Origin of the sequence: Spirosoma utsteinense, assembly GCF_014282275.1 — a bacterium.
Classification (GTDB): domain Bacteria; phylum Bacteroidota; class Bacteroidia; order Cytophagales; family Spirosomataceae; genus Spirosoma; species Spirosoma utsteinense.
This window is the reverse complement of the sequence record NZ_VFIA01000010.1, coordinates 13733-40217: the sequence shown is the minus strand read 5'-3', so window position 1 is coordinate 40217 and position 26485 is coordinate 13733. Positions and strand designations below refer to the sequence as shown.

27 protein-coding genes are annotated in these 26485 nt (G+C 49.1%); 18 read left to right on the top strand and 9 right to left on the bottom strand.

The annotated features are described in order from the left end of the window. Nucleotides 1–14 precede the first annotated feature (14 nt). The 14 genes from FH603_RS09765 (at nucleotide 15) to FH603_RS09700 (ending at nucleotide 10890) form a co-directional block, all read left to right on the top strand. The gene (locus tag FH603_RS09765; protein WP_186737311.1) at nucleotides 15–1898 is read left to right on the top strand and encodes a cytochrome c oxidase subunit I; all 1884 of its coding nucleotides are present in this window, start codon (nucleotides 15–17) and stop codon (nucleotides 1896–1898) included. Beyond that, nucleotides 1873–2892 carry a COX15/CtaA family protein gene (locus FH603_RS09760; RefSeq protein ID WP_186737310.1) on the top strand — a complete coding sequence of 340 codons (1020 nt, stop codon included), beginning with the start codon at nucleotides 1873–1875 and terminating at the stop codon, nucleotides 2890–2892. Before FH603_RS09765 ends, FH603_RS09760 begins: the two co-directional genes overlap by 26 nt. 1 nt (nucleotide 2893) lies before the next feature. Then, a complete protein-coding gene (gene cyoE, locus FH603_RS09755; protein WP_186737309.1) occupies nucleotides 2894–3772 on the top strand; it encodes a heme o synthase in 879 nt (292 codons plus the stop codon). A 6-nt stretch (nucleotides 3773–3778) separates the two neighbouring features. Continuing rightward, nucleotides 3779–4369 (top strand): cytochrome c oxidase subunit 3, encoded by a 591-nt coding sequence (locus FH603_RS09750; protein ID WP_186737308.1) that lies wholly within the window; start codon nucleotides 3779–3781, stop codon nucleotides 4367–4369. Between the two features lie 15 nt (nucleotides 4370–4384). After that, nucleotides 4385–5179 (top strand): cytochrome c oxidase subunit 3, encoded by a 795-nt coding sequence (locus FH603_RS09745; RefSeq protein WP_186737307.1) that lies wholly within the window; start codon nucleotides 4385–4387, stop codon nucleotides 5177–5179. 16 nt (nucleotides 5180–5195) lie between these two features. Further along, entirely contained in the window at nucleotides 5196–5525 is a 330-nt protein-coding gene (locus tag FH603_RS09740) for a cytochrome C oxidase subunit IV family protein (RefSeq protein WP_186737306.1), read from the top strand. A 1-nt stretch (nucleotide 5526) separates the two neighbouring features. Next, the gene (locus FH603_RS09735) at nucleotides 5527–6237 is read left to right on the top strand and encodes an SCO family protein (protein ID WP_186737305.1); all 711 of its coding nucleotides are present in this window, start codon (nucleotides 5527–5529) and stop codon (nucleotides 6235–6237) included. Nucleotides 6238–6247: 10 nt separating this feature from the next. Continuing rightward, complete coding sequence (locus FH603_RS09730) at nucleotides 6248–6790, top strand: DUF420 domain-containing protein (protein ID WP_186737304.1); 543 nt, start codon at nucleotides 6248–6250, stop codon at nucleotides 6788–6790. Nucleotides 6791–6803: 13 nt separating this feature from the next. Next, the gene (locus FH603_RS09725) at nucleotides 6804–7079 is read left to right on the top strand and encodes a hypothetical protein (RefSeq protein WP_186737303.1); all 276 of its coding nucleotides are present in this window, start codon (nucleotides 6804–6806) and stop codon (nucleotides 7077–7079) included. Then, the gene (locus tag FH603_RS09720; protein ID WP_186737302.1) at nucleotides 7030–7407 is read left to right on the top strand and encodes a DUF983 domain-containing protein; all 378 of its coding nucleotides are present in this window, start codon (nucleotides 7030–7032) and stop codon (nucleotides 7405–7407) included. Before FH603_RS09725 ends, FH603_RS09720 begins: the two co-directional genes overlap by 50 nt. Nucleotides 7408–7518: 111 nt before the next feature. After that, the gene (locus FH603_RS09715; protein WP_235985360.1) at nucleotides 7519–8178 is read left to right on the top strand and encodes an RNA polymerase sigma factor; all 660 of its coding nucleotides are present in this window, start codon (nucleotides 7519–7521) and stop codon (nucleotides 8176–8178) included. A gap of 76 nt (nucleotides 8179–8254) precedes the next feature. Next, nucleotides 8255–9058 (top strand): hypothetical protein, encoded by an 804-nt coding sequence (locus FH603_RS09710; protein WP_186737301.1) that lies wholly within the window; start codon nucleotides 8255–8257, stop codon nucleotides 9056–9058. After that, entirely contained in the window at nucleotides 9055–10062 is a 1008-nt protein-coding gene (locus tag FH603_RS09705; protein ID WP_186737300.1) for a hypothetical protein, read from the top strand. Before FH603_RS09710 ends, FH603_RS09705 begins: the two co-directional genes overlap by 4 nt. 3 nt (nucleotides 10063–10065) lie before the next feature. Continuing rightward, complete coding sequence (locus tag FH603_RS09700; protein ID WP_186737299.1) at nucleotides 10066–10890, top strand: NAD(P)H-binding protein; 825 nt, start codon at nucleotides 10066–10068, stop codon at nucleotides 10888–10890. A gap of 27 nt (nucleotides 10891–10917) precedes the next feature. Here FH603_RS09700 and FH603_RS09695 read toward each other — a convergent pair whose 3' ends face one another. After that, nucleotides 10918–12063, bottom strand: coding sequence for a glycosyltransferase family protein (locus tag FH603_RS09695; protein ID WP_186737298.1), 1146 nt, complete (start codon nucleotides 12061–12063; stop codon nucleotides 10918–10920). A gap of 12 nt (nucleotides 12064–12075) precedes the next feature. Beyond that, nucleotides 12076–12918: a UDP-2,3-diacylglucosamine diphosphatase gene (locus FH603_RS09690; RefSeq protein WP_186737297.1), complete on the bottom strand. Its 843-nt coding sequence runs from the start codon at nucleotides 12916–12918 to the stop codon at nucleotides 12076–12078. Nucleotides 12919–13030: 112 nt separating this feature from the next. On the opposite strand from FH603_RS09690, the gene FH603_RS09685 reads away from it, so the two are divergent. After that, the gene (locus FH603_RS09685; protein WP_186737296.1) at nucleotides 13031–13663 is read left to right on the top strand and encodes an acetyltransferase; all 633 of its coding nucleotides are present in this window, start codon (nucleotides 13031–13033) and stop codon (nucleotides 13661–13663) included. 87 nt (nucleotides 13664–13750) lie between these two features. Here FH603_RS09685 and fcl read toward each other — a convergent pair whose 3' ends face one another. Continuing rightward, nucleotides 13751–14692 (bottom strand): GDP-L-fucose synthase, encoded by a 942-nt coding sequence (gene fcl / locus FH603_RS09680; protein WP_186737295.1) that lies wholly within the window; start codon nucleotides 14690–14692, stop codon nucleotides 13751–13753. 117 nt (nucleotides 14693–14809) lie between these two features. Between fcl and FH603_RS09675 the strand changes: the two genes are divergently transcribed. Next, nucleotides 14810–15826, top strand: a complete 1017-nt coding sequence (locus tag FH603_RS09675; RefSeq protein ID WP_235985361.1) for a toxin-antitoxin system YwqK family antitoxin — start codon at nucleotides 14810–14812, stop codon at nucleotides 15824–15826. Nucleotides 15827–15836: 10 nt separating this feature from the next. Here the strand turns inward: FH603_RS09675 and FH603_RS09670 are convergent, their stop codons facing one another. The 3 genes from FH603_RS09670 to FH603_RS09660 all read right to left on the bottom strand — a co-directional run bounded on the left by FH603_RS09670 (nucleotide 15837) and on the right by FH603_RS09660 (nucleotide 19201). After that, on the bottom strand, nucleotides 15837–16649 hold the full coding sequence (locus FH603_RS09670) for a tetratricopeptide repeat protein (protein WP_186737294.1): 813 nt from the start codon (nucleotides 16647–16649) through the stop codon (nucleotides 15837–15839). A gap of 73 nt (nucleotides 16650–16722) precedes the next feature. Then, nucleotides 16723–18150 (bottom strand): DEAD/DEAH box helicase, encoded by a 1428-nt coding sequence (locus FH603_RS09665; RefSeq protein ID WP_186737293.1) that lies wholly within the window; start codon nucleotides 18148–18150, stop codon nucleotides 16723–16725. Between the two features lie 154 nt (nucleotides 18151–18304). Then, nucleotides 18305–19201 (bottom strand): fructosamine kinase family protein, encoded by an 897-nt coding sequence (locus tag FH603_RS09660; protein ID WP_186737292.1) that lies wholly within the window; start codon nucleotides 19199–19201, stop codon nucleotides 18305–18307. A gap of 67 nt (nucleotides 19202–19268) precedes the next feature. Here FH603_RS09660 and FH603_RS09655 point away from each other — a divergent pair, with 67 nt between their 5' ends. Then, complete coding sequence (locus FH603_RS09655; RefSeq protein ID WP_186737291.1) at nucleotides 19269–20465, top strand: anhydro-N-acetylmuramic acid kinase; 1197 nt, start codon at nucleotides 19269–19271, stop codon at nucleotides 20463–20465. An 11-nt stretch (nucleotides 20466–20476) separates the two neighbouring features. Here FH603_RS09655 and mog read toward each other — a convergent pair whose 3' ends face one another. From mog to FH603_RS09640, 3 genes are all read right to left on the bottom strand, one after another. After that, nucleotides 20477–21001 carry a molybdopterin adenylyltransferase gene (gene mog / locus FH603_RS09650; RefSeq protein WP_186737290.1) on the bottom strand — a complete coding sequence of 175 codons (525 nt, stop codon included), beginning with the start codon at nucleotides 20999–21001 and terminating at the stop codon, nucleotides 20477–20479. A 78-nt stretch (nucleotides 21002–21079) separates the two neighbouring features. After that, nucleotides 21080–22897 carry a glycosyltransferase gene (locus tag FH603_RS09645; RefSeq protein WP_186737289.1) on the bottom strand — a complete coding sequence of 606 codons (1818 nt, stop codon included), beginning with the start codon at nucleotides 22895–22897 and terminating at the stop codon, nucleotides 21080–21082. 112 nt (nucleotides 22898–23009) lie between these two features. After that, entirely contained in the window at nucleotides 23010–23960 is a 951-nt protein-coding gene (locus tag FH603_RS09640; RefSeq protein ID WP_186737288.1) for an isoaspartyl peptidase/L-asparaginase family protein, read from the bottom strand. Between the two features lie 367 nt (nucleotides 23961–24327). Here FH603_RS09640 and FH603_RS09635 point away from each other — a divergent pair, with 367 nt between their 5' ends. Then, nucleotides 24328–26283, top strand: a complete 1956-nt coding sequence (locus tag FH603_RS09635; RefSeq protein ID WP_186737287.1) for a TonB-dependent receptor — start codon at nucleotides 24328–24330, stop codon at nucleotides 26281–26283. Nucleotides 26284–26485: the final 202 nt, after the last annotated feature.

The window sequence follows — 26485 nt, the reverse complement described above, 5'->3', positions numbered from 1 at the left end:
ACAACAAACTTACTATGGCGACTGCAATAGATAATCAGGCAACTGTGGCACATGTAGCCGAGCATGAGCACCATGAGCCACAGAGTTTTTTGCGCACGTATATCTTCTCGGAAGATCACAAGACAATTGCTAAGCAGTACCTTATTTCCGGTATCATCTGGTCGGTAATCGGTATTAGCCTGTCAGTTATATTTCGGCTCCAATTAGGCTTTCCTGATATGAACATGGGTTTTTTACGCCCTGTTCTTGGTAACTGGATTAATGAGTCCAATAAGTTAGATCCAAACTTTTATCTTGCTCTGGTGACGATGCATGGTACCATCATGGTATTCTTCGTTCTCACGGCAGGCCTAAGTGGTACGTTCTCTAACTTTCTGATTCCCCTACAAATTGGTGCCCGTGATATGGCATCGGGTTTCTTGAACATGTTATCGTACTGGTTTTTCTTTCTGGCCAGTGTTATCATGTTTGCTTCGATGTTTATCGAGACAGGACCTGCCGGTGGTGGGTGGGTGGTCTATCCGCCGTTGAGTGCACTACCCCAGGCAAGTCCCGGTGGTGGAAGCGGTATGACCATGTGGCTTGTAAGTATGGCCCTGTTCATAGTATCTCAGCTTTTGGGTGGTATCAACTACATCACAACGGTAATTAACTTACGGACGCGTGGTATGTCGTTCAGCAAATTACCGTTGACAATCTGGGCCTTCTTCCTAACAGCTGTGTTGGGTCTGATCTCGTTCCCTGTTCTGTTATCGGCTTCCCTGCTGTTAATATTTGACCGTAGCTTCGGTACAAGCTTTTACCTTTCTGAGATTTATATCAACGGTGAGGCATTGCCAAACGTAGGAGGTAGCCCAATTCTGTTCCAGCACTTGTTCTGGTTCCTGGGTCACCCGGAGGTATATATAGTACTTCTGCCAGCTCTAGGTATGACTTCGGAGATCATTGCTACAAATTCTCGTAAACCAATCTTCGGGTATCGTGCCATGATTGCCTCCATGATGGGTATTGCTTTCCTGGCGTTCATTGTGTGGGCCCACCATATGTTCGTTACAGGTATGAACCCTTTCCTAGGGTCGATCTTTATGTTCCTGACGCTTATTATCGCTGTACCTTCAGCTGTTAAAGCGTTTAACTACATAACGACACTCTGGCGTGGAAACATCCGGTTTACACCGGCCATGCTGTTCTCGATTGGTCTCGTATCGTTCTTTATATCTGGGGGACTGACAGGTTTGATCCTTGGTAACTCAGCCTTAGATATTCAATTACACGATACGTACTTTGTAGTAGCTCACTTTCACTTAGTGATGGGTGCTGCTTCAGCCTTTGGTCTATTGGCCGGTGTTTATCATTGGTTTCCCAAAATGTTCGGGCGGATGCTTAACGAGAAGCTGGGTTATATTCACTTCTGGTTGACATTCATCGGTATTTATCTGGTGTTCTTCCCGATGCACTATGTAGGTATAGCAGGATTCCCACGGCGGTACTATGCCTTTACAAGCTATGATTTCACGAAGAACATCTTCGCCGATATGAACAGCTTCATTAGCCTTGCGGCTGTGTTTACATTCACAGCTCAATGGGTATTCATGTACAACTTCGTGTATAGCCTTTTTAAAGGTAAAAAAGCTACACAGAATCCATGGAAATCTAATACGCTGGAGTGGACGACGCCTATCGAACCCGGTCATGGTAACTGGCCCGGCGAAATTCCTGCCGTCTATCGTTGGCCATATGATTACAGCAAACCAGGAGCAAAGGATGATTTTATTCCTCAGAACGTTCCTTATTCGCAGACGCCTGAATCGAATCTTCCCCACGAGAATGAGTTAATCTCCCTGGAAAAAGAGATAGAGGCACAAAATTTAAATGATCAATTCAAGCAGCCTCACTGATAAACATTCAGTACGCTTCCGGAGCCTGGCTCTTCTGACGGTAGTCACTATTTACCTGCTTGTATTGGCAGGAGGTATTGTCAGAGGAACAGGCTCCGGGATGGGCTGTCCTGATTGGCCTAAATGTTTTGGCCGATGGGTGCCCCCAACCGAAGTCTCACAGTTACCGCCTAACTACCAGCAGGTATACGGTGCGAAATTGAAAGGAGAAGTCGAGTTTAATGCTGTTAAAACGTGGATTGAATACATCAATCGTTTGTTAGGTGCCTTTTCTGGCTTCCTCGTTCTGGCCACGCTGGTGGCTTCTCTTCCCTATCTTCGCAAAGATCGCCTAGTTTTCTGGGGTACTTTTTTAGCCTTATTGTTAATTCTGGCCAATGCATGGCTTGGTTCTCGTGTTGTTGCTACCGAGTTAGCGCAGTACATGATTACGTTTCACTTGCTGTTGGCTATTCTTCTGGTATTCTCTTTACTTTTTGTCCTGGTACGGTCGGGTGCAGTTAAACAACCGGCGTTACACAGTGACCAGAATGGTAAAAAGCTTAACTCATTTTTATTACTACTATTGGCAGTTTCTTTTGCTCAAATTGTATTGGGAACACAGGTTCGTGACGGTTTGAACGAAGTAGTAAAGCGAATAGGGTACGATCAGCGTGAGCAATGGATTAGTGAACTGGATTGGCGGTTTTATGTACACCGGTCCTTCTCGTTAGTCGTTCTAGCGCTACACATTGGCTTCATATACCAGTTGAAAAAATCATTCAATGACGGTGTTATGCGGCAACTGACAACCGGATTGATAACACTGGTTGTAGCAGAAATAGTAACAGGTATCGTAATGGCCTATTTTGCTGTGCCGGCGGCAGCTCAGCCTGCACATCTATTTTTGGCTGTACTGATGATGGGTTTGCAATTTACCATTTGGCTATTGCTACACCCGGCTTTGAGTTCACCGAAGCGAATAGTGGACACCACTCGCTTACAGAAAATTTAAGATGGATAAAGTACTTGGCTTGGCTGCAATAAACGCCAAAGCAAAAGCTTATGTGGAGCTAATAAAGCTTAAATTGACATTGGCAGTTGTGTTTTCGGGAGTGTTTGGTTATTGCCTGGCAGTAAACGAAGTCATATGGTGGAAATTAGCTGTGCTAATTATTGCTTCTATTGCAATAACAGGCTCCGCAAACACCATAAACCAGATTATTGAGAGAGAGTCTGATAAGGTGATGAAACGTACTGCATCGCGTCCTTTACCAACAGGCCGTTTGACAGTGACAGAAGCCGCCTTGTTCGCTTTCTGCTTATTCGGGATCTCCTGCTACCTGTTCGTTGAAGTATTCAATATCAGGGCAGCTGCGTTGGCAGTATTATCATTGCTGCTTTACGGGTTTGTTTACACGCCCCTAAAGACGAAAGGGCAAATAGCTGTTTGGGTTGGCGCTCTACCAGGCGCTTTCCCACCTATGATTGGCTGGGTAGCTGCAACGAACCATTATGGGTGGGAACCTGGTATACTGTTTGCCATTCAGTTCTTCTGGCAGTTTCCCCACTTTTGGTCAATTGGATGGTTAGCATTTGATGAATACAAAAAAGTAGGCATACAAATGATGCCCGGCGACAGCAAAAATACGGATACCGCTTTTCGGATCATGATCTATACGCTGTTTTTGATTCCTATAGGCTGGTTGCCTTATATGCTGGGGATGACGGGTATTAATTCCGCACTGGTGGCTATGGTTGGCGGAATCTTGTTCCTGGCCCAAACGTTTCACTTAATGAGAACCTGCACGGATAAGGCCGCACTGCAGATGATGTTTGGATCATTACTGTATTTGCCGGTCGTGCAAATTGTTTACTTGATCGATAAAGTATAACAGACCATGAGTGAGTTAGTAAATGATATTTCGCTGATTGAAGAGCCTGAACAAACTCTTTCGATGAACCCAAAGAAGTTTATTCTTTGGTTGTTCATTGTAAGTATTATTATGCTTTTTGCCGCTATGACTAGTGCTTACTTAGTACGTAGGGCAGAGGGTAACTGGCTGGAATACACAATTCCAGCTGTTTTCTCTTACAGTTCAGTTGTGCTGGTGGTGAGTAGCCTTACTATGCACTGGGCGTACATTGCTGCAAAAAAAGATAACTTTAGAAGTCTTAAGATAGCAATTACCATTACTTTTGCGCTTGGAATGGCATTCCTCTATATGCAGTTTCAGGGATGGGTACAGTTGGTGAACCAAAATGTTTTCTTTGTTGGGAACCCGGCTGGATCGTTCATGTACATATTCACGGGATTACATGGCTTTCACCTGATATCTGGCCTGATCGTGCTGGTGTTTGCGTTAGTAGCCGCTTTCCGATTCTCGATTCATGCAAAAAGCCTGAATCAGATTGAGATAGCAGCCGCATACTGGCATTTCCTGGACATTTTATGGTTGTATTTGTTTTTCTTTTTGGTTTATTTTCATTGATAATCTTTTAGACGCATGGCGGCTACTGCGACGAACCCCGTAGCAACAGATTCAACACAAACGTTCGACAAGAAAGCCTGGATGGGTGGTGTCGAGCCAATGAATGCCAGTTATGGCAAGTTGATGATGTGGTTTTTTCTGATCTCAGATACATTTACGTTCTCAGCTTTGCTGGTAACCTATGGTCTGATTCGTTACAGCTATCCTGCATGGGATCCGGCTATATACGGTGAGGTATTCCAGTTCTCGAACTTGTACTGGCCTACTCCTGAGAAAGTTTACAACTCAGTGCCATTTCTCCATGGTATTGACCTGCCCCTGATATTTGTGGGCATTATGACCTTTATCCTCATCTTTAGTAGTGTTACAATGGTATTAGCTGTTGAGGCTGGACACCGGATGGACCGCAAAGATGTAGATAAGTACATGCTGTGGACTATTCTTGGCGGTATTACCTTCCTGGGAAGCCAGGCATGGGAGTGGAGTCACTTTATACATGGTACGGAACAGGGCACTATAATTAATGAGCTTGTCAATGGACAAACCATCCAACGTACGATATTCGGTGCTAATCTGGTAGAAAATCAGTATGGACCGCCTGCATTTGCCGACCTGTTTTTCTTTATCACAGGTTTCCATGGTACACACGTATTAAGTGGAGTGGTACTGAATGTACTTATATTTTATCGCTCTGCCACGGGTCTCTACGAACGTCGTGGTCACTATGAAATGGTTGAGAAAGTAGGTCTGTACTGGCACTTTGTTGACCTTGTTTGGGTATTTGTATTCACCTTCTTTTATCTGGTCTGATAAAGCTCGCACACTAATGGCTGACAACGCACACAACCACGACGCACAGGGGGGTACAGAAATACCGCCTGCAAATACAGGTCTGATCTGGCGGACATTTATTATTCTTTCCGTCATCACAGCCTTTGAATTTACGCTGGCTTATCTGATGAAAGCTGGCGGATTACGTACCTCGATCTTTGTAGGCATGACTTTAGTCAAAGCGTTCTACATCGTAGGTGAATTTATGCACTTGAAGCACGAGGTCAAAAGCCTGATTTGGGCAATTACTGTTCCGGTATTGTTCATTGTCTGGTTGTTGATCGCACTTTTAACCGAAGGCGGCTCGATTTTCCAACTTAGGTAACATGACAAAACCTCAAAAAGCCGGGATCCTGCTCACTACGCTGCTGGTCCCGGCTTTGCTGTATGTATTCCTTCGGTTTTTTACAGAAAATCATTACGTTTTACCCCGTTACTTACCCAAAATCGACTCAGCACGTGGGGAGCCATTGATGAGCCGTGTCAAGCTGGCTGATGGTCGTGAAGTAACAGACACTGTCTTTAACCATATACCGCCTTTCAGTTTAATCGACCAGGATGGCAAAACCGTAAATCAATCTATCGTTGAAGGCAAGATTTACGTAGCCAGTTTCTTTTTTACAAGGTGCGGCACAGTTTGCCCACGTATTTCGTCTCAGCTAACTCGTGTGCAGGACATATTTCGAAATAATCCTGATCTGGTCTTTTTATCCCATTCTGTCGACCCGGAACATGATCGCCCTGCTCAGCTGAAAGCATATGCAACGAAATACGAAGCTATTCCAGGAAAATGGTATTTCCTGACGGGAGACAAAGCTGATATCTACAAATTAGCCATGAGGGGTTACTACCTGCCAGCCGTCGACGCAGGCGTTAAGGATGGCAGTCCGGACGAAACTTTTATTCACAGCGAAAAGTTGGTATTAGTAGATAAGCAGGGCATTGTCAGAGGTTTTTACGACGGTACCGATAAGGAAGATGTAGACCGGCTCGTGCTTGAAATCAGAGTGTTACTTGATATCTACAGTAAAGAATAATTCATTCAAGATGGAAACGCTACAACCGGTTCAGGAGAAAAAGGTAAGCCGGGTGATCAATGTTCTCTCTATCGCTATTCCAGTTGCCGTAGCCGTCATGCTAGGAATTCGGCAGAAAGTTGACCTCGGTAGCTGGACCTCTTATCTACCCCACCTGAATGCTATAATTAATTCGCTCACGTCAGTTCTGTTGCTATTGGGCTTGTTCTTTATCAAGCAAGGTAATGTGCAGGCACATAAGCGAGTTATGTTGACCGCTTTCGGACTGGGTTCTTTGTTTCTGGTATGTTACATTCTGTATCACATCACCCATGAATCGACCCCTTTTGGCGGTCAGGGCTGGATTCGTCCGGTTTACTACTTCCTGCTGGTGTCACATATCGTTCTATCGATCGTTGTTGTCTGGTTTGTATTGAGAGCCGTTTACTTTGCGTTGAGTGGACAGATCCTTCGACACAAAAAAACCGTAAAATATACCTTTCCGATCTGGCTATATGTTAGCGTAACAGGAGTTGTCGTGTATTTCCTTATAGAGCCGTATTATCTTCATTAACCTAAGGGAGGCAATGAAAAATATCAGAGTATTATTGGTTGTTATTGCTTTACTGACGCTTGCTCCGGACCTGATGGCCCAATGTGCTATGTGTCGGGGAACAGTTGAAAGCACCGTTAGCGATGGCCGTAGCGTTATCGCGTCGGAATTAAATTTTGGCATTTTGTATTTGTTAGTGATTCCATACCTGATTGTGGCCACGATTGGTTATTTGTGGTATCGAAACAGTAAACAGGAACATGGAAGACGTCTCGAAATTGCAGGCCGCGTTAAACGGGCTTTGTCCTAGGTGTCGAAAGGGTAAACTTTTTCGCAAACCCTTTTATTCTCCGAAGCACTTCGATGAGATGTATGAGTTTTGCCCGCATTGCGGGTTGAGATACGAAGTCGAACCAGGATATTTTATCGGAGCCATGTACGTCAGCTATGCTATATCGGGTGGAGTTGCACTGGTACTGGGATTTATGCTCTTCTACCTGGCAGGCGATCCTGAGGGATGGGTATACGCAGTTGTTGTGGCACCTGTTATGATCCTCATAGCGCCCGTCAACTTCAGAATATCGAGAGTAATCTGGCTTCATTATGTAGCTGGCATAAAATACGTAAAAGGGCTCTAAAGGCCCTTTTTTTGTTTGCAGGTTGCCTGGAAAGGGTAGCCTGCAAACTTTTTTTATAGCCATGCAACCTCCCCTCTGTATCTTGCATCTACTGATCGAACCTGAACATGTATGCTGCGACTTATACCGTTTTTTACGACTGAAACGCAGTTGATCGCTGCGCTGAAGCGGGGCGAAAGCCGCGCTCATAAAGTCGTTTATGAACGTTTTTCGGGCAAGATGTTAGCCGTTTGTACTCGCTACTGCGCCAATAGGGATGACGCGGAAGAGATAATGATCGACGGTTTCATGCGGGTGTTCGAGAAGATAGAGCAGTTTCGTGAGGATGGTAGCTTTGAGGGGTGGATACGACGGGTGATGGTTACAGAGTCGCTAATGTTTCTACGAAAAAACAAACAGTGGCGGCAAGAGGTCTCAATGGATGAAGTTACTATTGAGCCAGACTACGAGTGGGCCGATACGGCAGTACATGAGAATGACCTGTTGCGTCTCGTAAATCAATTACCAGATGGCTACCGAACCGTATTTAACCTGTACGCCATTGAGGGGTATGCTCATGCTGAGATTGCTGCCATGCTCGATATATCGGAGGGAACATCTAAGTCTCAACTGAGCCGGGCCCGGACGATGTTACAAATGAATTTAAAAAAACTGGAACAGGAGTCGCAACACCGGGTAGGAGCCAGCGGACAACCGCAGCCTACAGGATTAAGGAGCGGAGCTAACCAACTGAATAAAAATGAAGGAACACAACGAAAAGCAGCCAATTGACGACCTGTTCGCCCGCAAGCTGAAAAACATGTTGTTACCACCCAGCCGGGATGGTATGGCACGCTTACAGGCGCGAATGGAACAGCGTGATGTAAAGACTCGCGTCGTTTTCTGGCAGAACGTGACCGTTCAGCGCTATATGGCTGTTGCAGCCTGTCTGGTTTTGGTATGTCTCTTTGGGTGGTTCTATCTATCGACCGAAACCCCCACACCAGGCAATGATACGGTTGCTGCGAATACAATTAAAGCCCCCATCATACGGCCACAGCTTGAGGATCGCTCGTTGAACAGTACAGACAGCAATCTGGTGGCGACCAAGCCAATTCCTGACCCTACGATTTCGAATCAGTCAGATATACCTCTGGTTGAGGAATCAGTAACAGAGGCTGAACGATCAGTGGCCTACTCGAAAGGCAATAAAAGTCAACGAGTAGCTAAACAGAAAAAATCTTTTCCCGAAGCCGAAAAAGTGCAGCCCGAAATGCCGGTACCGGCGTCTACTAAACTATCCGATCAGCTTGCTAAAACAGAGCAAAGACCAGTTTCAGTAGAGGCAACCGATGACAAAATTGTAACTAGTCCTACTCCAGCAGTAAGTACTGAGCGTGTGCTGGTCGTAACCATTGCTGAGCCGGAAGCCCTCATTGGCGCCCGTAAAACGGCAAAGAGAGTACTGTCTGGTGAAGAACTTGACAATAGCCTGGATAATAAGCCGGAAAAGGATACGAAAGCCGCTGCCCTCTGGCAGCAGGTGAAGCGAATAAAACAGGGTGAAATATTTGCCCGGAAAGACGCTGTAGACGATGAACGTGGTCTGATTGGTCGGGCTTACAGCGGCCTGAAGCAGACATTGGATAAGGATAAATCAATAAAACAATGAATACTAGACTCCGACTAATCACTGCATTGGTTATTGGGTTAGTGGCTACAAGGCCGATGGCAGCGTCGGCAATTCCGGCAGACTCGTTGGTGATTCGGTTTGCCAATCGAACTCGCCTGGTTATTTATGCACCTGATAAAGCAGGGATTCAGGCGTTAGCTAATTATGACCTGAACAAAATCGTGCGTGAAATGGGTATGCAGCTGGACTCATTGCCAGATGGTAAAACCGCCATTTCACGAGAAGGTGACAAATACCTGAAGGATACGGTACTGGTCATAAAGAAGAAAGACGGAGTGACCATTGAGATCAATAGATCGGGCGATACGACATGGACAGAAACTATACAGCATAAAAAAGACTATACCCAATCGAAACGTAAACGGGGGGGAGGTGGTAGTAGCTTCGACTACGGTTTGAGTATCGGCCTGAGTAATTTTCTCCAACAGTCGGTGTTGCCGGTATATCCCGAAAATAGTTATGCGCTGCGGCCAATTGGATCGCGCTACTTGTCGCTGGCTATGGGCGCCATGCCAACGCTTGTTCGGGGTAAACGGGCTTCGCTAAAGCTATATTATGGGCTCGAACTGGCCTGGACCAATTTCATGTTCGACGCAGATGTTATTCCCGAGCGAACGCCCACCGGTATTGCTTTCACCGATGCCGGACGGGAACTTCGGAAGAGTAAGTTAACCGTGTGCACGATTGGAATTCCCGTAGTGCCCCGATTGACATTTTACAATAGCGATGGCCGGCGTATTGGCCATATCGGGCTAGGTGGTTATGTTAATTACCGGATCGATAGTTACCGCAAAATAAAGGAGGCCGATGGTAGCAAAGACCGACGACATTCCAACTTCGATCTGGCTGACTACCGGTATGGGCTCATGGCACATCTGGGCATCAAAAGCGCGAACTTCTTTGTAAAGTATGACCTTAGCCCGCTGTTCGTTGCCGGTAAGGGTCCCGACGTGCGCGTACTCACCTTCGGCATTGGCTTATAATGAATGGCTAACAAACTCATTTCTATACTCGGTTGCGGCTGGTTGGGCCTACCCCTGGCAGAACGACTGACAGGCGCAGGCCACTCAGTTAAGGGAAGTACCACATCGGAAGAAAAGTTAACCCTCCTTCGCCGGAAAGGGATCGATGCACACCTGTTGCAGCTGAGCCCTGATCCGGTTGGCGATCTGACAGCCTTAGTACAGGCCGACACATTGCTGATCGATATACCGCCCAAAGCGGGGAAAATGGGGGATAGTTTTCACCCGCAACAGGTCAGGAGTATAGTTGAGGCTGTACAGGGTTCGCGCATCACGCACGTTATTTATGTTAGCTCCACATCGGTGTATGCCGAAGCGAACGGTATAGCCAGGGAAGAAGATGTTACCGCGCTCGCCCAGACAGCTGCACCTGCTTTGTTTCAAGCCGAAACATATGTACAGGCACTAGAACCACAGCGACTCGTAACCATTCTTCGTTGCGGGGGATTAATGGGCTATGATCGTATTCCCGGCAAGTACGTGGCCGGACGAACCGTTGATAGTGGCGCTGTACCAGTAAACTATATTCATCGTGATGATGCGGTCGATCTCCTGTTGCATCTGATCGAAAAGCCCTTGGCTGGCGTCTTTAATGCGGTAGCCCCTGAACACCCGGCCCGGGAGGCTATTTACCGCAGAAGTTGCATGGATTTTGGGTATACCCTTCCTACGTTCGTTGAGCCAAATACACCAGTTCCTTACAAAGTGGTTAGCCCTGATAAATTGATTCAAGCTACTGGCTACCAATTTCACTACCCAAATCCGCTGGATTTTTATTACAGTCAGTAGCGTATAAAGGACTGGAAGGACACTAACCTACGAGCGTAATAAATGCCTGACTCGCGTACCGAAAAAGCCGCCCGTCGATTTGGGTCGCGGTGTGGTTGCCCGATTGAGCGCAGCCAGAAAGAGAAAGTAGCCCTGCCCATACCAGGCCCTGAACTGCTCGCTTACCTGAGCATCGTGCTGAGGCAGGTAGTCCAGCAGGAGGGTAAGGTCGAAACGGGCTGATGCTTTTCCTACGCCTGCCCGCTCTCCGTCAATGGCATTGCAAGCCTGCTCGTAGTGGTTGGGTTGAGGAATCATAAGAGCCGGCTTTCCCAGATAGGCCGCTTCGCAAACCGACTCGAACCCCGCCGTAGTGATAACGGCTTTGCAACGGGCCATAAACGCTAAAAATCGCTTTCCGTCAATAGCGTGGTAGGTTAATGTTTCATCGATAACCTGATCCGGAACAGTCACACCAGCGTGGAATCCATCGATCGGTACGTCGGGACGTTGCCTGTGTGCCTTTTGTATGTCAACCGTTAGTCCCGGCTGCGTAACATAAGCCAGCAGCGAATTGCCCGTAACCGGTTTCAACTGCGTAACTTCCTGACGGAGCAGTGGTGGGACGATCCGCAGTCGCTGCGCTGGCTCATCGGCTTGTTTATCGAAAGAAAGTGCCAATAGCTCACGGGCTCCCAGGCAGGTAAGCCGGGTGTTCAGTTTGAACGCCTGCCGATAGAACCATTGCCCTTTCGGACACTGAAAATTGGGATGAAAGGCCATATATTGATGGGCTATGCAAACCATAGGTACGCCTGGATGGAGCAACGCATAGGTTAGGCCCCCCAGCATTTCGTAAAAATTGACGACAACATCTGGCTGATGTTCCTTAATATGGCGCTGAACCTGCTTTAAGCTTCGCCAGAGCGACGGAATGTGGCGAATAGCGTGTAGGGTAGTTTTAAATGGCTGTAGCTCGTTAGTGCCCGTGTTATAAACCAGGCCCGGACTGAATACAGGCGTTATAGCGGCCGTAAACGTCTCGGAAAAAAAAGCCGGAACGCCCCGTTCGGCCGTAACACCAACGAGAGCGCCGGTAACTTCGTGGCCCGCAATGGTAAGAATTTGTGCCAGTGAAAGCGCTTGGGTCAAATGGCCTCTCCCCTCGCCCTGTACCAAAAATAAAACACGCATAGCCCTTGAGAGTTAGTCGGCCCGTAAGAGGGGCGAATCGTTTTTGAGAATTTGCCGGGCTTGTTTAGCCACCTTTTTCAATGCTTTTTTTTCGGCATCCTCTTCAGATAAATCGGATGTGTAGTAAAGGAGGCTCCAGTTGCCCTCGTGGTCTTCGACCAGCGCGCTAAGAGACTCAACCCAATCGCCGGAGTTCATGTATATAATCCCATTAAACTCATGAAGCGCCGGCTGGTGGATATGTCCGCAGATAACCCCATCGCAGTTGCGGGCACGAGCCAGCTCGGTAAGTTTTTGCTCGTAGTCGGATATGTAGCTAACGGCCTGCTTGATGCGGCTTTTTACCTGTTGGGAGAGCGAGTAATAAGGTAGGCCCCGCCAGGCCCGGTATTGATTGTAGAACTTGTTAACCCACAAAAGAAATGTGTATCCGATATCACCGAGATAAGCCAGCCATTTCATGTGCGATGTGATCGAGTCAAAGACGTCGCCGTGAGTGACATAGAATTTTTTTGTGCCGGATGTAAGGGTATAATCTTTACGGATCGAAAAGTTCTTGCCAACTTTCATCGGCATAACCTGATCCAGAAAGTCGTCGTGATTACCGCGCAGATAAACAACTTTAGTATCGTAATGAACGATTTGCTTTAAAACCGTTTTAAAAAAAGCAGTGTGTTTTTTCTTCCAGGTACCATACTGCTTCAGTTGCCAGCCATCGATAATGTCGCCATTGAGGATGAGTTTCTGGCAGGAGTAATTTTGTAGAAATTCAGTAACCTCTTTTGCCTTTGACCCGGTCGTGCCGAGGTGAATGTCGGATAGTACGATGGTGCGGAACTGAGTACTTGATTTCATGTACGAAATTACGTTCTGTACATGAACTGGATTTTACCAAACGGTTACCAAATTGGAAACGATTGCCACGTAAATAGACAATTGTTTACATTGACTTAACAAGATATAGTAGATGGAGAATCCAGTGTTGATCTTTGGCGCCGGCAATCTTGGCCTAACGGCTCTAGACCTGTTTCAGCGCAATAATGTAGTTGTTTACGGATTACTCGACGATGATAAGAGCCTGCACGGTACAGAATTCGGTGATGTGTCGGTGTTGGGCGAGACAGATGACGATGGCTTCCTGAAGTTCGTCGGACAGAAATGCGAAGCGTTTGTGGCTATTGCCGACGGGCGAGTGCGTAAGCGATTGGTCAAGATGCTTAATGAACGGCGTAAAGTGCAGCCTGTAAATGCTATTCACGATACGGCTGTCGTCTCCGCAATGGCAACACTAGGACATGGTAATCTGATTGCTGCCCGCGCTGTCGTGAATCCATACGCAGAGGTGGGGAGCCACTGCATCATTCAGGCGGGGACCATTATTGAAAGCCGCGCCAAAGTGGGCGACTATGTTCATCTGGGAACCGGCTGCTTAATCAACAGCGGAACTGTAGTGGAAGAAGGAGCCTTTATCGGTACCGGTGCCACAATCATTGCGGGCGTTACCATTGGTAAAGGCGCGCGTGTTGGTGCTGGATCTGTTGTGGTGGAAAGCGTCGAAGCTGGCGCAACCGTATTCGGTAACCCCGCGAAAAAACTGTAAATCCGTAACCTATTGTGGCCTGGGGTCGTCAGCAGTTTTTGGAACAGAGCTGACGGCCCCAGGCCACAATAGGTTGCGGATTTGGGTTTACTCTACGTACAGAACCTCATTGGCCAGGAAATCCTGGTAGGTTCTCTCTAATCCATCCTTAAGCTCGGTTGTGTGTTTCCAGCCCAGCGCATGCAGCCTCGAAACGTCCATCAGCTTACGGGGGGTGCCATCAGGTTTATCCGTATTCCAGCGCAATTCGCCTTCAAACCCGACGGTTTCCTTCACCATCTCGGCCAGCTGACGGATAGTGACATCCTCACCGGTACCGACGTTCACGAAGAGGTCGTCGTTGTACTGTTCCATCAGAAAGAAACAAGCCGCAGCCAGATCGTCAGCATGGAGAAACTCACGCATGGGTGAGCCCGTACCCCATACCTCAACAACAGGTTGGTCGTTTACTTTAGCTTCGTGGAATTTACGGATGAGCGCAGGCAACACGTGCGATCCCTGTAGGTCATAATTGTCGTTAGGACCATAGAGGTTTGTAGGCATGGCCGAAATAAAATTACAGCCGTACTGACTCCGGTAGGACTCACACAGTTTAATTCCCGTAATTTTAGCAATGGCATAAGGCTCATTGGTTTCCTCCAGTAAGCCGCTCAGCAAATATTCTTCCTTAAGCGGTTGGGGCGCTAGTTTCGGATAAATACATGACGAACCCAGAAACAGCAATTTACGAACGCCGGTCTTATACGCGCTGTGGATGATGTTCGACTCGATCATCAGATTATCGTACAGAAAATCGGCACGATACGTATTGTTGGCCATAATACCGCCAACTTTGGCGGCTGCCAGGAATACAAATTCAGGTTGCTCAGTTTCAAAAAAATTAGCTACCGCCCGTTGGTCACGCAAATCCAGTTCCGACGAAGTGCGTGTGAGGATGGTATCATAGCCTTCAGCTTGTAATTTGCGAACGATGGCCGAACCGACCATACCCCGATGTCCGGCAACGTAAATACGGGCCTGTTTTTCCACGATGATTGCTTGTGATAGCCTGTCGAATAAGAGCAACAGGCAGATTGACAAAATAATAGCGCTTTATAAAGCGTTGCAAATTTAACAAACTAAAGGCATCAATCGTTTGCCCGCATCATGTTTACTCCCGGCTTAAAATTCGTATTCAATCTTATTTTACTAAGTGGCCTGCTTGTCACTCGCTTGTGGGCGCAAACGACGGCACCAGCTGCGCTTACTACATCATCGGCACCTGTGCTGGCACCATCGGGTGCACCCGCGTCTCCTTTGTCTTCATTCACGTCTGTTCCGTCTTCGCTCACCACGCTCGGCTTGCCAACTGTAGCCTCGTTGAAGGAGCAGAAAGATGCCTACCTGTCGGGCATTATGCCCGACCTGGGATTGAAAATGAAACAGCTGAAGAAGCTGAAAGCCGACAGGAAGGCCAAGGCGAAAGTGTCCAAAACAGATTATGAAGGTCTGTCGATGGTAAAAGCATATACCAAGCTAGGTAGTGGTGACCGGACCATCGTGGAGGAGTTTTATATACTGCGGGACAATGACGCGGCTAAACCACTACCCTATATACGGGAGATATTCAGGTATTACCAGCGGAGTGGACGGGTTACAAGCTCAATCATTAAAGACGATGACAAAGGTCTTCTCTTACATGGTCCCTACAAACGATACCAAAATGATGATCTCGTTGAGGAAGGCTATTACTATGCCGGTATGAAAGATGGACGATGGGAGCGGTATGATGCCAATTTTATGCTTCTCGACAAGACGAACTGGCATAGGGGGGTACCTGCTGAATCCAAACTGACCTATTATGATTCAACACACCGCAAAATCAAAGAGATTATTCCCATCGAGTACGGCAAAGTGAAAGGTACGTACCTGGCCTTTCATGAGAACGGTTTACTGGCCGAAGAGGGCAAGTACGACAATGGAGTGAAGGTTGGCCGATGGACCGAATTTTACCCAATTAATCCGAGTGGCCGCCGGATGCGCCGGAAACTGACGCAGTATGCCAGCGACCAGTGGGACACGGCATTCGAGCCCTATACAATCAGTGAGTGGGACGAAAAAGGCAAGATAACCTTCGAGCGGGCTAAAGAAAAAGTCATTCAGGAAGAGGAAACCGAGAATTGAGCCTGCGACGTCACTTAAAGACGCCTTTGGGGTCGGGTTGCTTGGCCAGAAGCTCGTTCAGAAATTCCAGGTCGAGAATGGATAGATCGAGTGTGCGTGCCTGGTGAAAGTAATCCCAGGACTTTTCATAATCGGCTTTGAGGTAATTAACTACCGAAAGCTTCTGGTAGGAAGAAGCTGAAGCAGGATTCAGCGCAACTATTTTAAGTAACAAACGCTCAGACTCGGCTAAATCGGTCGGGTCTTTCTTTTGCTGGTAGTTCTTGATCTGAAGAGCAGCCAGATCGTCCATCAGCACAACGTTGGTATCAGCAACGATTAACCCCTTTTTCAGTAGTCGAATAGCACCGGGTATGTCGTTCTTCTGATAACTAACTACACCCAGTCCCCAATAAGCATCAGGGTTACGGTTATTGAGCAACCAGGAGAGGTTAAAGCGATGTGTAGCCGTATCCAGCTGTCCGTCGGCGACGTAATCCCAGCCGCGGGCAGCAAAAAAATCACTGGCTTCGGGGCGACTGGCAAAATTCCGGTCACAATCGTTCAGAAAATGAATTTCCTCATCAATCTGAGCCGCTGTTTTGGGGCGTTCGCCAAAGAGTGGTAACAGGTTGACCGATCCGCCAACTACGTCTGTATTCGTTTCATTGGTAGACGTCTCTTTGCTGGCTTGTTTGCGTTCTTCGGTGGTGCGTTTATCACTACTAGCCTGCCGGACAGAATCGCCTGAACGCGCTGACGTAATAAGCTGCCTGGGCTGCGCGACCGCAAAGAGCGGAAAAACAACCAAACTCAAGTGCATCAGATTTATCCGAACGCTCATATAATCTATATACCGTTGGGCCTATGTTCCGGTAGAACGAAGAGGGAATCCAAGTTAGTACATAAAATGGAAATTACCGCCGTCCCCCCCGTGTGCCTGAGCGCTTTACACCACCCGTTTTTGACCCTGTCGATGTACCTGGTTTGGAGCGTGCCGGGCCTGAACGCGGCCCTGTAGATGATGAGGCTGGTTTCTTGGTAGCCGTCATTTTTGATTTGGCTTTCAGCCGGTCTTTGCCAACGACAGTGGTTATGCCCTTTTTTTCATGAAAGGCACCTAAAAAGGTTGGATCTTCTTTCCGGCGCTGATCATCAATCTCACGAAGCATGGCCTGCTGCTCTTCAGCTGGTGTCTCTGTTATCTCAACTACTCTTGGAATTGGCTCGCGCGGAATGGTCATACGAATGATCCGCTCGATCTTTTGCACATGGTATTCTTCGGCCATTGTCATAAAGGTAATGGCCTCACCGGTATGGTTTGCGCGACCTGTCCGGCCAATACGGTGTACATAATCTTCGTAAATCAGTGGGACATCGAAGTTGATGACATGGCTGACTTCGGCAATGTCGATACCCCGTGCCGCTACATCGGTAGAGACAAGCACTTTTATATTGCCTTCCCGAAAAGCCTCCATGGCATTGATACGGGTGTTTTGACCTTTGTTGGCGTGGATAACCCGAATATTGGCTGGATCAAGTACCTTTCTGGCCAGGAACTTGTAGACGTTATCGGCTGTGCCTTTGGTGCGGGCAAAGATGATGACACGCTGAAATTCTTCTTTTCGAATCAGATAATCGAGCAGATTGATTTTTGTCCGAAAGTTTGGTACCAGATACAGAATCTGGTTGACCATGTCGGCGGTAGAAGCCTGAGGGCTCACTTCTACCCGGATGGGGGCTTCCAGGAATTCGCCTGACAACCGCTCAACTCGGGCACCGAAGGTAGCCGAAAAGAGCATGTTTTGCCGTTTCGACGGGATAACCTCCAGAACAGACCGAATCTGGGGCATGAAGCCCATGTCCATCATCTTGTCGGCCTCATCAATGATCAGCGTCCGGATTTCCTTCATCACAATCTCGCCCGTCCTGTACAAATCCATCAGCCGGCCGGGAGTAGCAACCAGAATATCGACTCCTTTACGAAGCATCTCGATCTGCGTTTTTGGACCGAGTCCCCCATACAAGGCCAGGTGGCGCAGATCCGTGTATTTCGCTAGCTGGCTGATCGCTTCATTGATTTGCATCACCAGTTCACGCGTTGGTGCCAGAATTAACGCCCTTGGGTTATTACTCTGCGCGTACTTGACCTTCATGAGTAAGGGCAGCAGATAGGCCGCTGTTTTTCCAGTGCCTGTCTGGGCAATACCCAGCACATCATGGTTGCCCAGACTCAGCGGAATAGTTTTCTGCTGTATAGGTGTGGGTTCTGTATAGCCAGCATCGGCGATGGCGTTAAGCAACTGCCGATTTAGGTCAAACTGCTCGAAAGACGTAATTTCCATAAAAATAAATAAGGGGGCCGGGGACAGTTACTCAGTCAATCAGTTGGTGAGTCGGTCAGTCGGTGGGCCAGTAAATGTACAACTCACTGACTGACTGACCGACTCACTGACTGACCGACTCACCAACTGATTGACTCACTAACTGATCGACTGATTAAAACCTTTTCAGCACCCGTTCCACGCCACTAACGTAACCTGAGCCAAACAGATTCACATGGACCAGTAATGGATACAGATTGTAGATGGCCACGCGCTCGTCGAAGCCATCATGAAGCGGAAACGCTTCGTCATAGGCATCGTAAAAGCGCTGATCGAAACCACCGAATAATCGAGTGTGTGCCAGGTCGGCCTCGCGGAAGCCGTAATAGACCGCCGGGTCGATCAGGGCAGGCTGCCCCTGCTCAGTAACCATCACATTACCGGACCATAAATCGCCGTGGAGCAGCGCCGGGCGTTCGTGGGGAAGGATATCGGGTAACCGGTTACGCAGTCGGAACAGGGCCTCGTAGGTAGTTTTTGTAAGGAGCCCTTTATAAAGAGCCATCCCGGCCTGAGGCAATAGTCGATGCTCGAAGAAAAAATCGATTCCGCTGGTAGTAGGGGTATTCGTCTGCTGTAGCGAACCAATGTAGTTTGAAAAACTCAGTCCAAACGTAGCCTGTGTGTGCGAGTGCAGTATGGCCAGCGACTGGCCAAGTGTCTCCCAGTACCGGTGGTCGGGCTGGCCGGGGTCAATGTAGTCGAGGATCAGATAGGATTTATCCAACTGCTGTCCAAAACCAACAACCTGCGGAATGTAAAGGGCGTCAGTCTGCCGAAGCAGATCGAGTCCCCGTGCTTCGGCCTCGAACATGTCGATAGCGTCTGATTCGTTAGGGCGGGCATGATTCCACTTGATGAAAAAGACACCCTCCGACGTGAATACCTGCGCAGCCGTGCTGATATCGCCCCCCGATAAAAATTGTGTTCCAATAACCTCTACGGTCTGACCAAGAGCCAGGAAAAGGATAGACTCAAAAAAGGAAAATTGCTCGTCGCCCCAGAAATCCATGTGGTAGCAAACGTTCCCACGAACGTTTATTGTGAATTAAATACTTTTGCCAGACAGTTGTTTTCCTATGAACGTACAAATCCAACAGCTTTACACTATTGCCCGTAAAACCGAGCGTCGGATTATTGGTCTTATGTCCGGGACCTCGCTCGATGGTCTTGATGTGGCGCTTTGCCGCCTGTCGGGAAGTGGACCTGATACGACCGTACTCCTCGAACGTTTCGCTACTGTGCCGTACGATGAGGAACTGAAAGCCGAAATTCGCACCATCTTCGCCAAAAGAGAAATCGAATTCGAGCAGCTTTGTTTGCTCAATCCCTACATTGGTCGGCTTCACGGTCAGCTGATTCTTGATTGTCTGGCCTTGTGGGGCCTGCAACCTGCCGATATAGACATTATAGCCAGCCATGGACAAACCGTGTATCATGCCCCCAAACGGCAGCATGGCCGGGCTAAATTCCCCAATGCTACGCTACAGATTGGCGATGGCGACCACGTAGCTGCTACAACGGGTATTATCACGATAAGCGATTTTCGGCAGAAACATATTGCCTTGGGGGGCGAAGGCGCTCCACTGGCGGTTTACGGCGATTACTTTATGTTCTCTGCCAGGGGCGAGCATCGCATCTTATTGAATATGGGGGGGATTGCCAATTTTACGTACCTGCCCGCTAATCAGGATGCGGGAACTGTTTTTACGACCGATACCGGACCGGGTAATACACTACTGGATGCCTACGCAAGGCGTGTGCTAGGCAAGCCGTACGATGAAGGCGGTCAACTGGCGTCTCGTGGAAATGTCAATACTGAGTTGCTGAATGCGCTCAAAGACAACCCTTTTTTTGGTACCTCATTCCCCAAAACTACCGGGCCGGAGGTGTTCAATACCAGCTATGTTGAGAAAGCCCAAGCGGCAAGCCAAACAACGGCTGTAGCACCTGCCGACCTGATGGCCACACTCGTTCAGTTCAGCGCCGATACCATTGCCGATGCTGTTGGACAACTGATGCAATCGGGCGAGTCCTATGTCGTTTACCTGAGTGGGGGCGGAGCGCACAATCCAGCCCTGACAACGGCTATTCAGACCTTGCTGCCCAACTGCCTGTTTAAACGAACCGATGAACTCGGCATCGACGGTGATGCTAAGGAAGCGGTCCTGTTTGCCGTTTTAGCCAACGAATGTCTGGTGGGAGGAACTACCTCTTTTGGAGACCGTCAAGGGGTACCAACGGTGTCGATGGGCAAGATAAGTTTTCCTGGCTGAGTTTGGGTTACCTAACTTTTAGGCCTGAATACCTTCATCAGCGTTTCGTTTGTTGTCAGAAAAGGGCCGCCAATAAGATCGATACAGTAAGGAATAGCGGGGAATACCGCCGATAGACACTGGCCAATGGCAGTCGGCTTTCCCGGCAAATTCAGGATGAGTGTCTGGTTGCGGATACCCGCAGTTTGCCGGGAAAGAATGGCTGTTGGAACATACTTGAGACTTTCCTGCCGCATAAGCTCCCCAAAACCGGGCAGCATTTTCTGGCAGACGGCTTCCGTCGCTTCAGGCGTTACATCGCGTAGGGCAGGACCTGTGCCGCCGGTGGTGACGACTAAACAGCACCCCTCTGTATCGGCCAGTTCAGTCATAGTGGCCTCAAGCTGATCCTGCTCGTCGGGAATAACCCGATAGACCGGTTGCCAGTCGCAGGTAAGCCACTCTGTTAGCAAACTGACAACGGCTTTACCGGGAATGTCTTCGTAAACGCCTGCGCTGGCCCGGTCTGAGACGTTAATAATGCCAATGTTGATCATAAGTATTCACTGTAAGGTATAAAATATAGGGTGCATGTTAAAAAAACATACACCCTATATCATACATTCTGAACCCGTTTATGGTTTTTTTCGCTTCAGTGCCAGATCGTGTGCGGTATCGTAATAGGAACGTAAGTTGCTCCAGTCGAATACCTCCGCGATGCTTTCGACGCGGTTACGCTGCGCAATGCGGTCACGCTGCGCCATCTTAACAAATCGGAACAGGACGCTGGCTAACTGGTCGGCGGCTTCGTTGAAATTCTGCGTCCGGCGGTTAATGACGTAGATACCCCGGCTCTCATAGTCACGCATGATCTGCATGATAAAATCACCAAAACCCGACTGGTCGCTGGTGACGGTTGGAATTCCCCGTACTACGCACTCCAGGGGCGTATAGCCCCAGGGCTCATAATAACTTGGGAACACCCCCAGGTGGCAGCCGCGCACAAACTGACTGTAGTCCAGCCCGAATAGGGGGTTGGTTGAAGCAATAAAATCGGGGTGATACACGATCTTGACACGGTCAAACTCGTTGTTGACCAGATTGGCCTGACGAATAAAGCGGGTCATATCATCCTCCTCCACCAGGTTGTGGGTCACGAAAGGTGGCAACCGTTTGGTTTTCCAGCTCTGAACGGTTCGCCGAAGCCGGAGCCGCCAGTATTCGTCTACGAAGTTGTTCAGGTCGGGCAGGGTAATTCCCTGATCCGATGCTGCTGCCTGGAAAAGGCGTTCGCCAACCTGCTTTTCAATGTTTTCGCAGGTTTCCTGGATCTCGTCGAGCAGGGCCCGCGAGTGAAGTACGTCAGGATTGATGGATGTATAGGGCTGTTTCGTAACCATGAACATGACGACGGTCATGTCCATTTTAGCCTCACGCATGCGGTAGTTAAGCCGGGCGAGCGCTTCCAGGGTCAGGTCATAGCCTTTGTTCGAAAACTCAAACCGGCCCGAGGTAAAGAAGTACAGCGTTTTTTCCAGATCGAATGAATAGCTCTGGAAGAAGTGCCCCATCACAAACTCGTGGATCTTCTGCTTATACCGGACGTGTAAATTCTGGAATTCATGAACGGCCGCAAAGCGGGTAATATTCAGGCCGTTGGGTAGTACCAGGTCTGCATTCCGACCCAGGAATACTTCGCACTCCCGGGCTGTAACATCACTTACCGTCGTGAACACGTGGGACTGCATGGCAGCCAGCCGTTCGATGGTGGCCTGCGTTTCAATACCGTAGTGCTGGGCTTCGCGTTTCCAGTCGAAGAAGGGCAGCTTACCATAGAAACCGGGTTCGTTCTGAGCCAGATAACGCCCAAGCATGGTTGCATGGGTAGTGAAGACCGTAGCTACTTTAACGTTGTCCCGGCGTAAGTCAGGTAATCCCGAACTGGCCATCCACTCGTGGAAATGAGCAACAATATCAATTCGTTTAGCATGATCTTCGGCCAGTAAGGTCACAAACTGCCGGACCATTTCGCCAAAAATGAGTGTCTGGTTGACAAGGTCCTCGACGTTTAATGTCGAAATCTGGTGATTTTGCCAGAGCAATCCTTTAACCTGGTTGAGCTGATCGGCGCTGAAACTGGCAATGTCGAACATCACCACCCGCGGCCGACCCGTTACGAGCCAGTAGCCATACTCGACGCCATAGCCTAACTGCCGCATTTTTCGAACGGTCTGTCCAATTTCGGTTTCGTCAGGTTCGGTGATAGGCTCGAACTCAGAAGCGGCCCGCTGGGGAAAATAAGGACCAATCGCTACATAGTTATCGTCCCACTTCTCGACCATTGCCGGAACCTTCGAACGGATGACCGTATAGATGCCGCCTACCTGATTGCAGACCTCCCAGGCAACTTCGAGTAGAAGTTTCCGCTTTGACGTTGAGAATATCGATTCCAAGTTAATGTTTGTGGTTTTGTGGTAGAATGAGAAGTACCGGTTTGGACGAGTCTGAGCACTTACCTTACGAAAAGTAGGCCCAAACTACGTATCACAAACCACAAACCCCAAACTATTTACCCAGAAAAGATTTAGCTTCTAGCACTTCAGTCTTGCCACCTCGTGAAACGGTGTAGCTAAATCCGGGCTGGATGCTGTATGCGCCAACCTCGCCCTGGCGGTTTGTAGCCAGAAAACCAACCTGTACTTCTTTGTAGTCCTGCTTCTTAACAATGCGCAGGGCAGCTTCTTCGCAAGCCTGCTGCGGGCTACGGCCCTGCCGCATCAGCTCAACGACCAGAAACGACCCGCACGTACGCATGACCAGTTCACCCAGGCCCGTTGCACAGGCACCGCCAATTTCGTTGTCGACAAACAGGCCGGCACCAATGATGGGGGAGTCGCCCACGCGGCCGTTCATTTTGTAGGCTAGCCCGCTGGTGGTGCAGGCTCCTGAGAGATCGCCCTTGCTGTCCATCGCCAGCATACCTATGGTGTCGTGCCGTTCAATGTTGATAATGGGCTTATACTTGGCCGTTTTCAGCCACTCGCGCCAGGCCGCTTCGGAAGACTTGGTCAGCAAATTTTCTTTCTTGAATCCCTGTGCCAGCGCAAACGCCAGGGCACCTTCGCCACTGAGCATGACGTGGGGCGACTTTTCCATAACAGCACGCGCCACCGAAATGGGGTGCATGATCTTTTCGAGATAAGTAACCGAACCGGCATTCCCCTTCTCGTCCATAATGCAGGCATCGAGCGTTACGCGACCGTCGCGGTCGGGCAGGCCACCGTAACCAACACTGGTATCGTTCGGGTCGGCTTCGGGTATACGAACCCCGGCTTCTACGGCTTCCAGCGCCCGTCCACCCCGGTCGAGGACGGCCTGAGCGGCTGCGTTGGCTTTCGGTTGTTTCCAGGTCGAGATAACCAGCGGAGCGGGAGCCACGCTGCCGGGTTGAAAGGCCAGCGATGGGAACAGGCCTGATAGAGAACTGAGGGTTAGAAAACGACGACGGTTTAACATGACAGGTGAAAAATTGTATTGATTTGATAACTCCGCTAAAGGCAACATGAGGCTACTTGTTAGTATAAGCTGAATAACCAACTAGTATGTACTGAGTAGAATTACTTATGTTTGGTATACCGCTTTACTACTCTCCAACTCAAAACATAAGCTATGAGAACTGGTCTTAAGACTTCTTATCAAGTTGTCATTACGACGATGATAGTGGCGATTTTGGGTGCATTCAGCGCTCAAACGACAATGCAATAAGCGGAGAAATTACCTGTTCCACAAAAGACAAGTGTTACATGTGCCTCTGGATGGGGATAATAACGTCCTTACGAGTAAGGGTGCTTAGTCATTAAGTAACCAGAAATCCTTCGATCGAATGAAGATACTTTTAGGCTGTGTGCTGTTGAATGTGTTTTTTGTGAGTTTTTGCCTTGCACAGCCCCGCTTTGAGGTAACAGGCTACGTGCGTAATGCCCAGACCGACGCTCCTGTAGCCAGCGCGACGGTACTGCTGCTGGACGTAGGATTAGGCACACTCACTGACTCGATGGGGTATTTCGCCCTCTCGCTACCCAAAGGCAATCAAACCATACAGGTGTCACATCAGAGTTTCGAGACCCAACAGCGTACCCTTACGGCACGGGCTAACATGTCGCTGACATTCCGGCTGACGGAGCGGGTTACACTGCTGCGCGAAGCAACCGTAACGGGCAGTCAGCCGGGACAAAACGTACGGAGTAGTTCGGTGGGCGTAACAACGCTATCGGTTCGGACACTGAAGCAGTTACCAACCCTGATGGGCGAAGTTGACGTTTTAAGAACAGTGCAGTTTTTGCCGGGCGTCAGTAATGTGGGTGAAGCTAGTTCGGGCTTTAACGTGCGGGGCGGCAATGCCGACCAAAATCTCATTTTAATGGATGATGCACCCTTGTTTAATGCTTCGCACCTGCTGGGGTTCATCTCGGTGTTTAATCCTGACGTGGTGCAGGACATAAACTTTTACCGGGGCAGCGTACCCGCCGGTTATGGCGGTCGGGCGGCTTCGGTGCTGCACACGCGGCTGAAGGAAGCTAAAGCTACCCGATTTGGTGTGTCGGGCGGGTTGGGCTTAATCAGTAGTCGGCTAAAGATCGAAGCACCACTCATCAGGAATAAACTAGCGTTCTACGCAGCGGGGCGGCTGGCCTATCCTGATCAGCTGTTGAAATTATTTCCGATAAAGGCGCTTATGGGCGTCAAGGCAGGTTTTACGGATGGCGTCCTGCGGGCTGACTATTTCCCCAATGCCAAAAACAAACTGTCGCTGACGCTATTCAGCAGTGCCGACCGCTTTCGTCTCCCCGGCGATTCATTGCGGCAGGTCGAATTAGACGGTTCCCAGTCTGTGTTCAACTGGCAAACACAGATGGTTTCACTCGGCTGGTCGCACTACCTCTCGGCTCGCTGGCAGATACAGACAACAGGTGTCTGTAGCCGTTACCGGTCCACTATTAGTACTCCCGATTCGGCGCAGGCCTACAAGCTAACATCCGGTATCGACTATAAACAGGTCAAAACAGGGTTAAGCTATGCAAGTAGCACACGTCTGCAGACCGAAGTTGGGCTGAGCGGAATCTTGTATGCTATTAGATCGGGGCAGCTTGAACCCAACCATCCCGCTTCGCAGGTAAACCCGTTATTCTTACCCAACGTACAGGCCGTTGAAGCTGGCCTGTACGGGCAGGCTGAGGTGACGCTTTCGAAACGACTATCAGCGCAGGTGGGACTGCGGTATTCTTGGTTTGGGCGCATGGGACCTGCCAAAATTTACACGTATCGTACGGGTGCTTCCCGGTCGCCCGAAACCATCAGTGATTCGGTCCTGACCGGGGCGGGGCGGTTCGCCAAAACCTACGGTGGTCTGGAACCCCGTTTGTCTATCCGGCTGGCTCTCAGTGAGCGGGCGTCCATTAAGGCTGGACTGAGCCGTATGATTCAGTATCTGCAACAGCTTACCAATACCACTGCCGCCCTTCCTGCCGACCGCTGGCTGGTGGCTGACACGTACTTAAAACCGCAAGTTGCGGATCAGGCTTCGCTGGGGTATTTTCAGAACCTGCGTAACGATGCTGTTGAAGTGTCGGTCGAGGTTTTTTATAAGCGGCTGAACAACGTTAATGATTTTAAAGGCGGCACTACACTGCTGCTGAACCCCTATCCTGAAACAGTTTTTTTACAGGGCAGCGGTTTTTCTCGGGGGCTGGAACTCTACGTCCGCAAAAACGTCGGACTGCTGACGGGCTGGCTCAGCTATACCTACTCGCAAACCCGGTTTCTGGTCTTCGGCCCGTAAGCAGCGAATTGTATACGTGAATAGACTAAGCGGAGCGGGTTTGCCATTCGCCAGAAACGTGTATCCCGTCTGGACCACCTGCGAACCTTGCAGGGAAAGCTTATATCGTACGGCTCAGCAACCCGAAGGCTGGCGGTAAATGCGGGTCTTTCGCTTACTTTGCCGCACAATTGACCTTTCGTTCATGCCCGACGCGACAAAA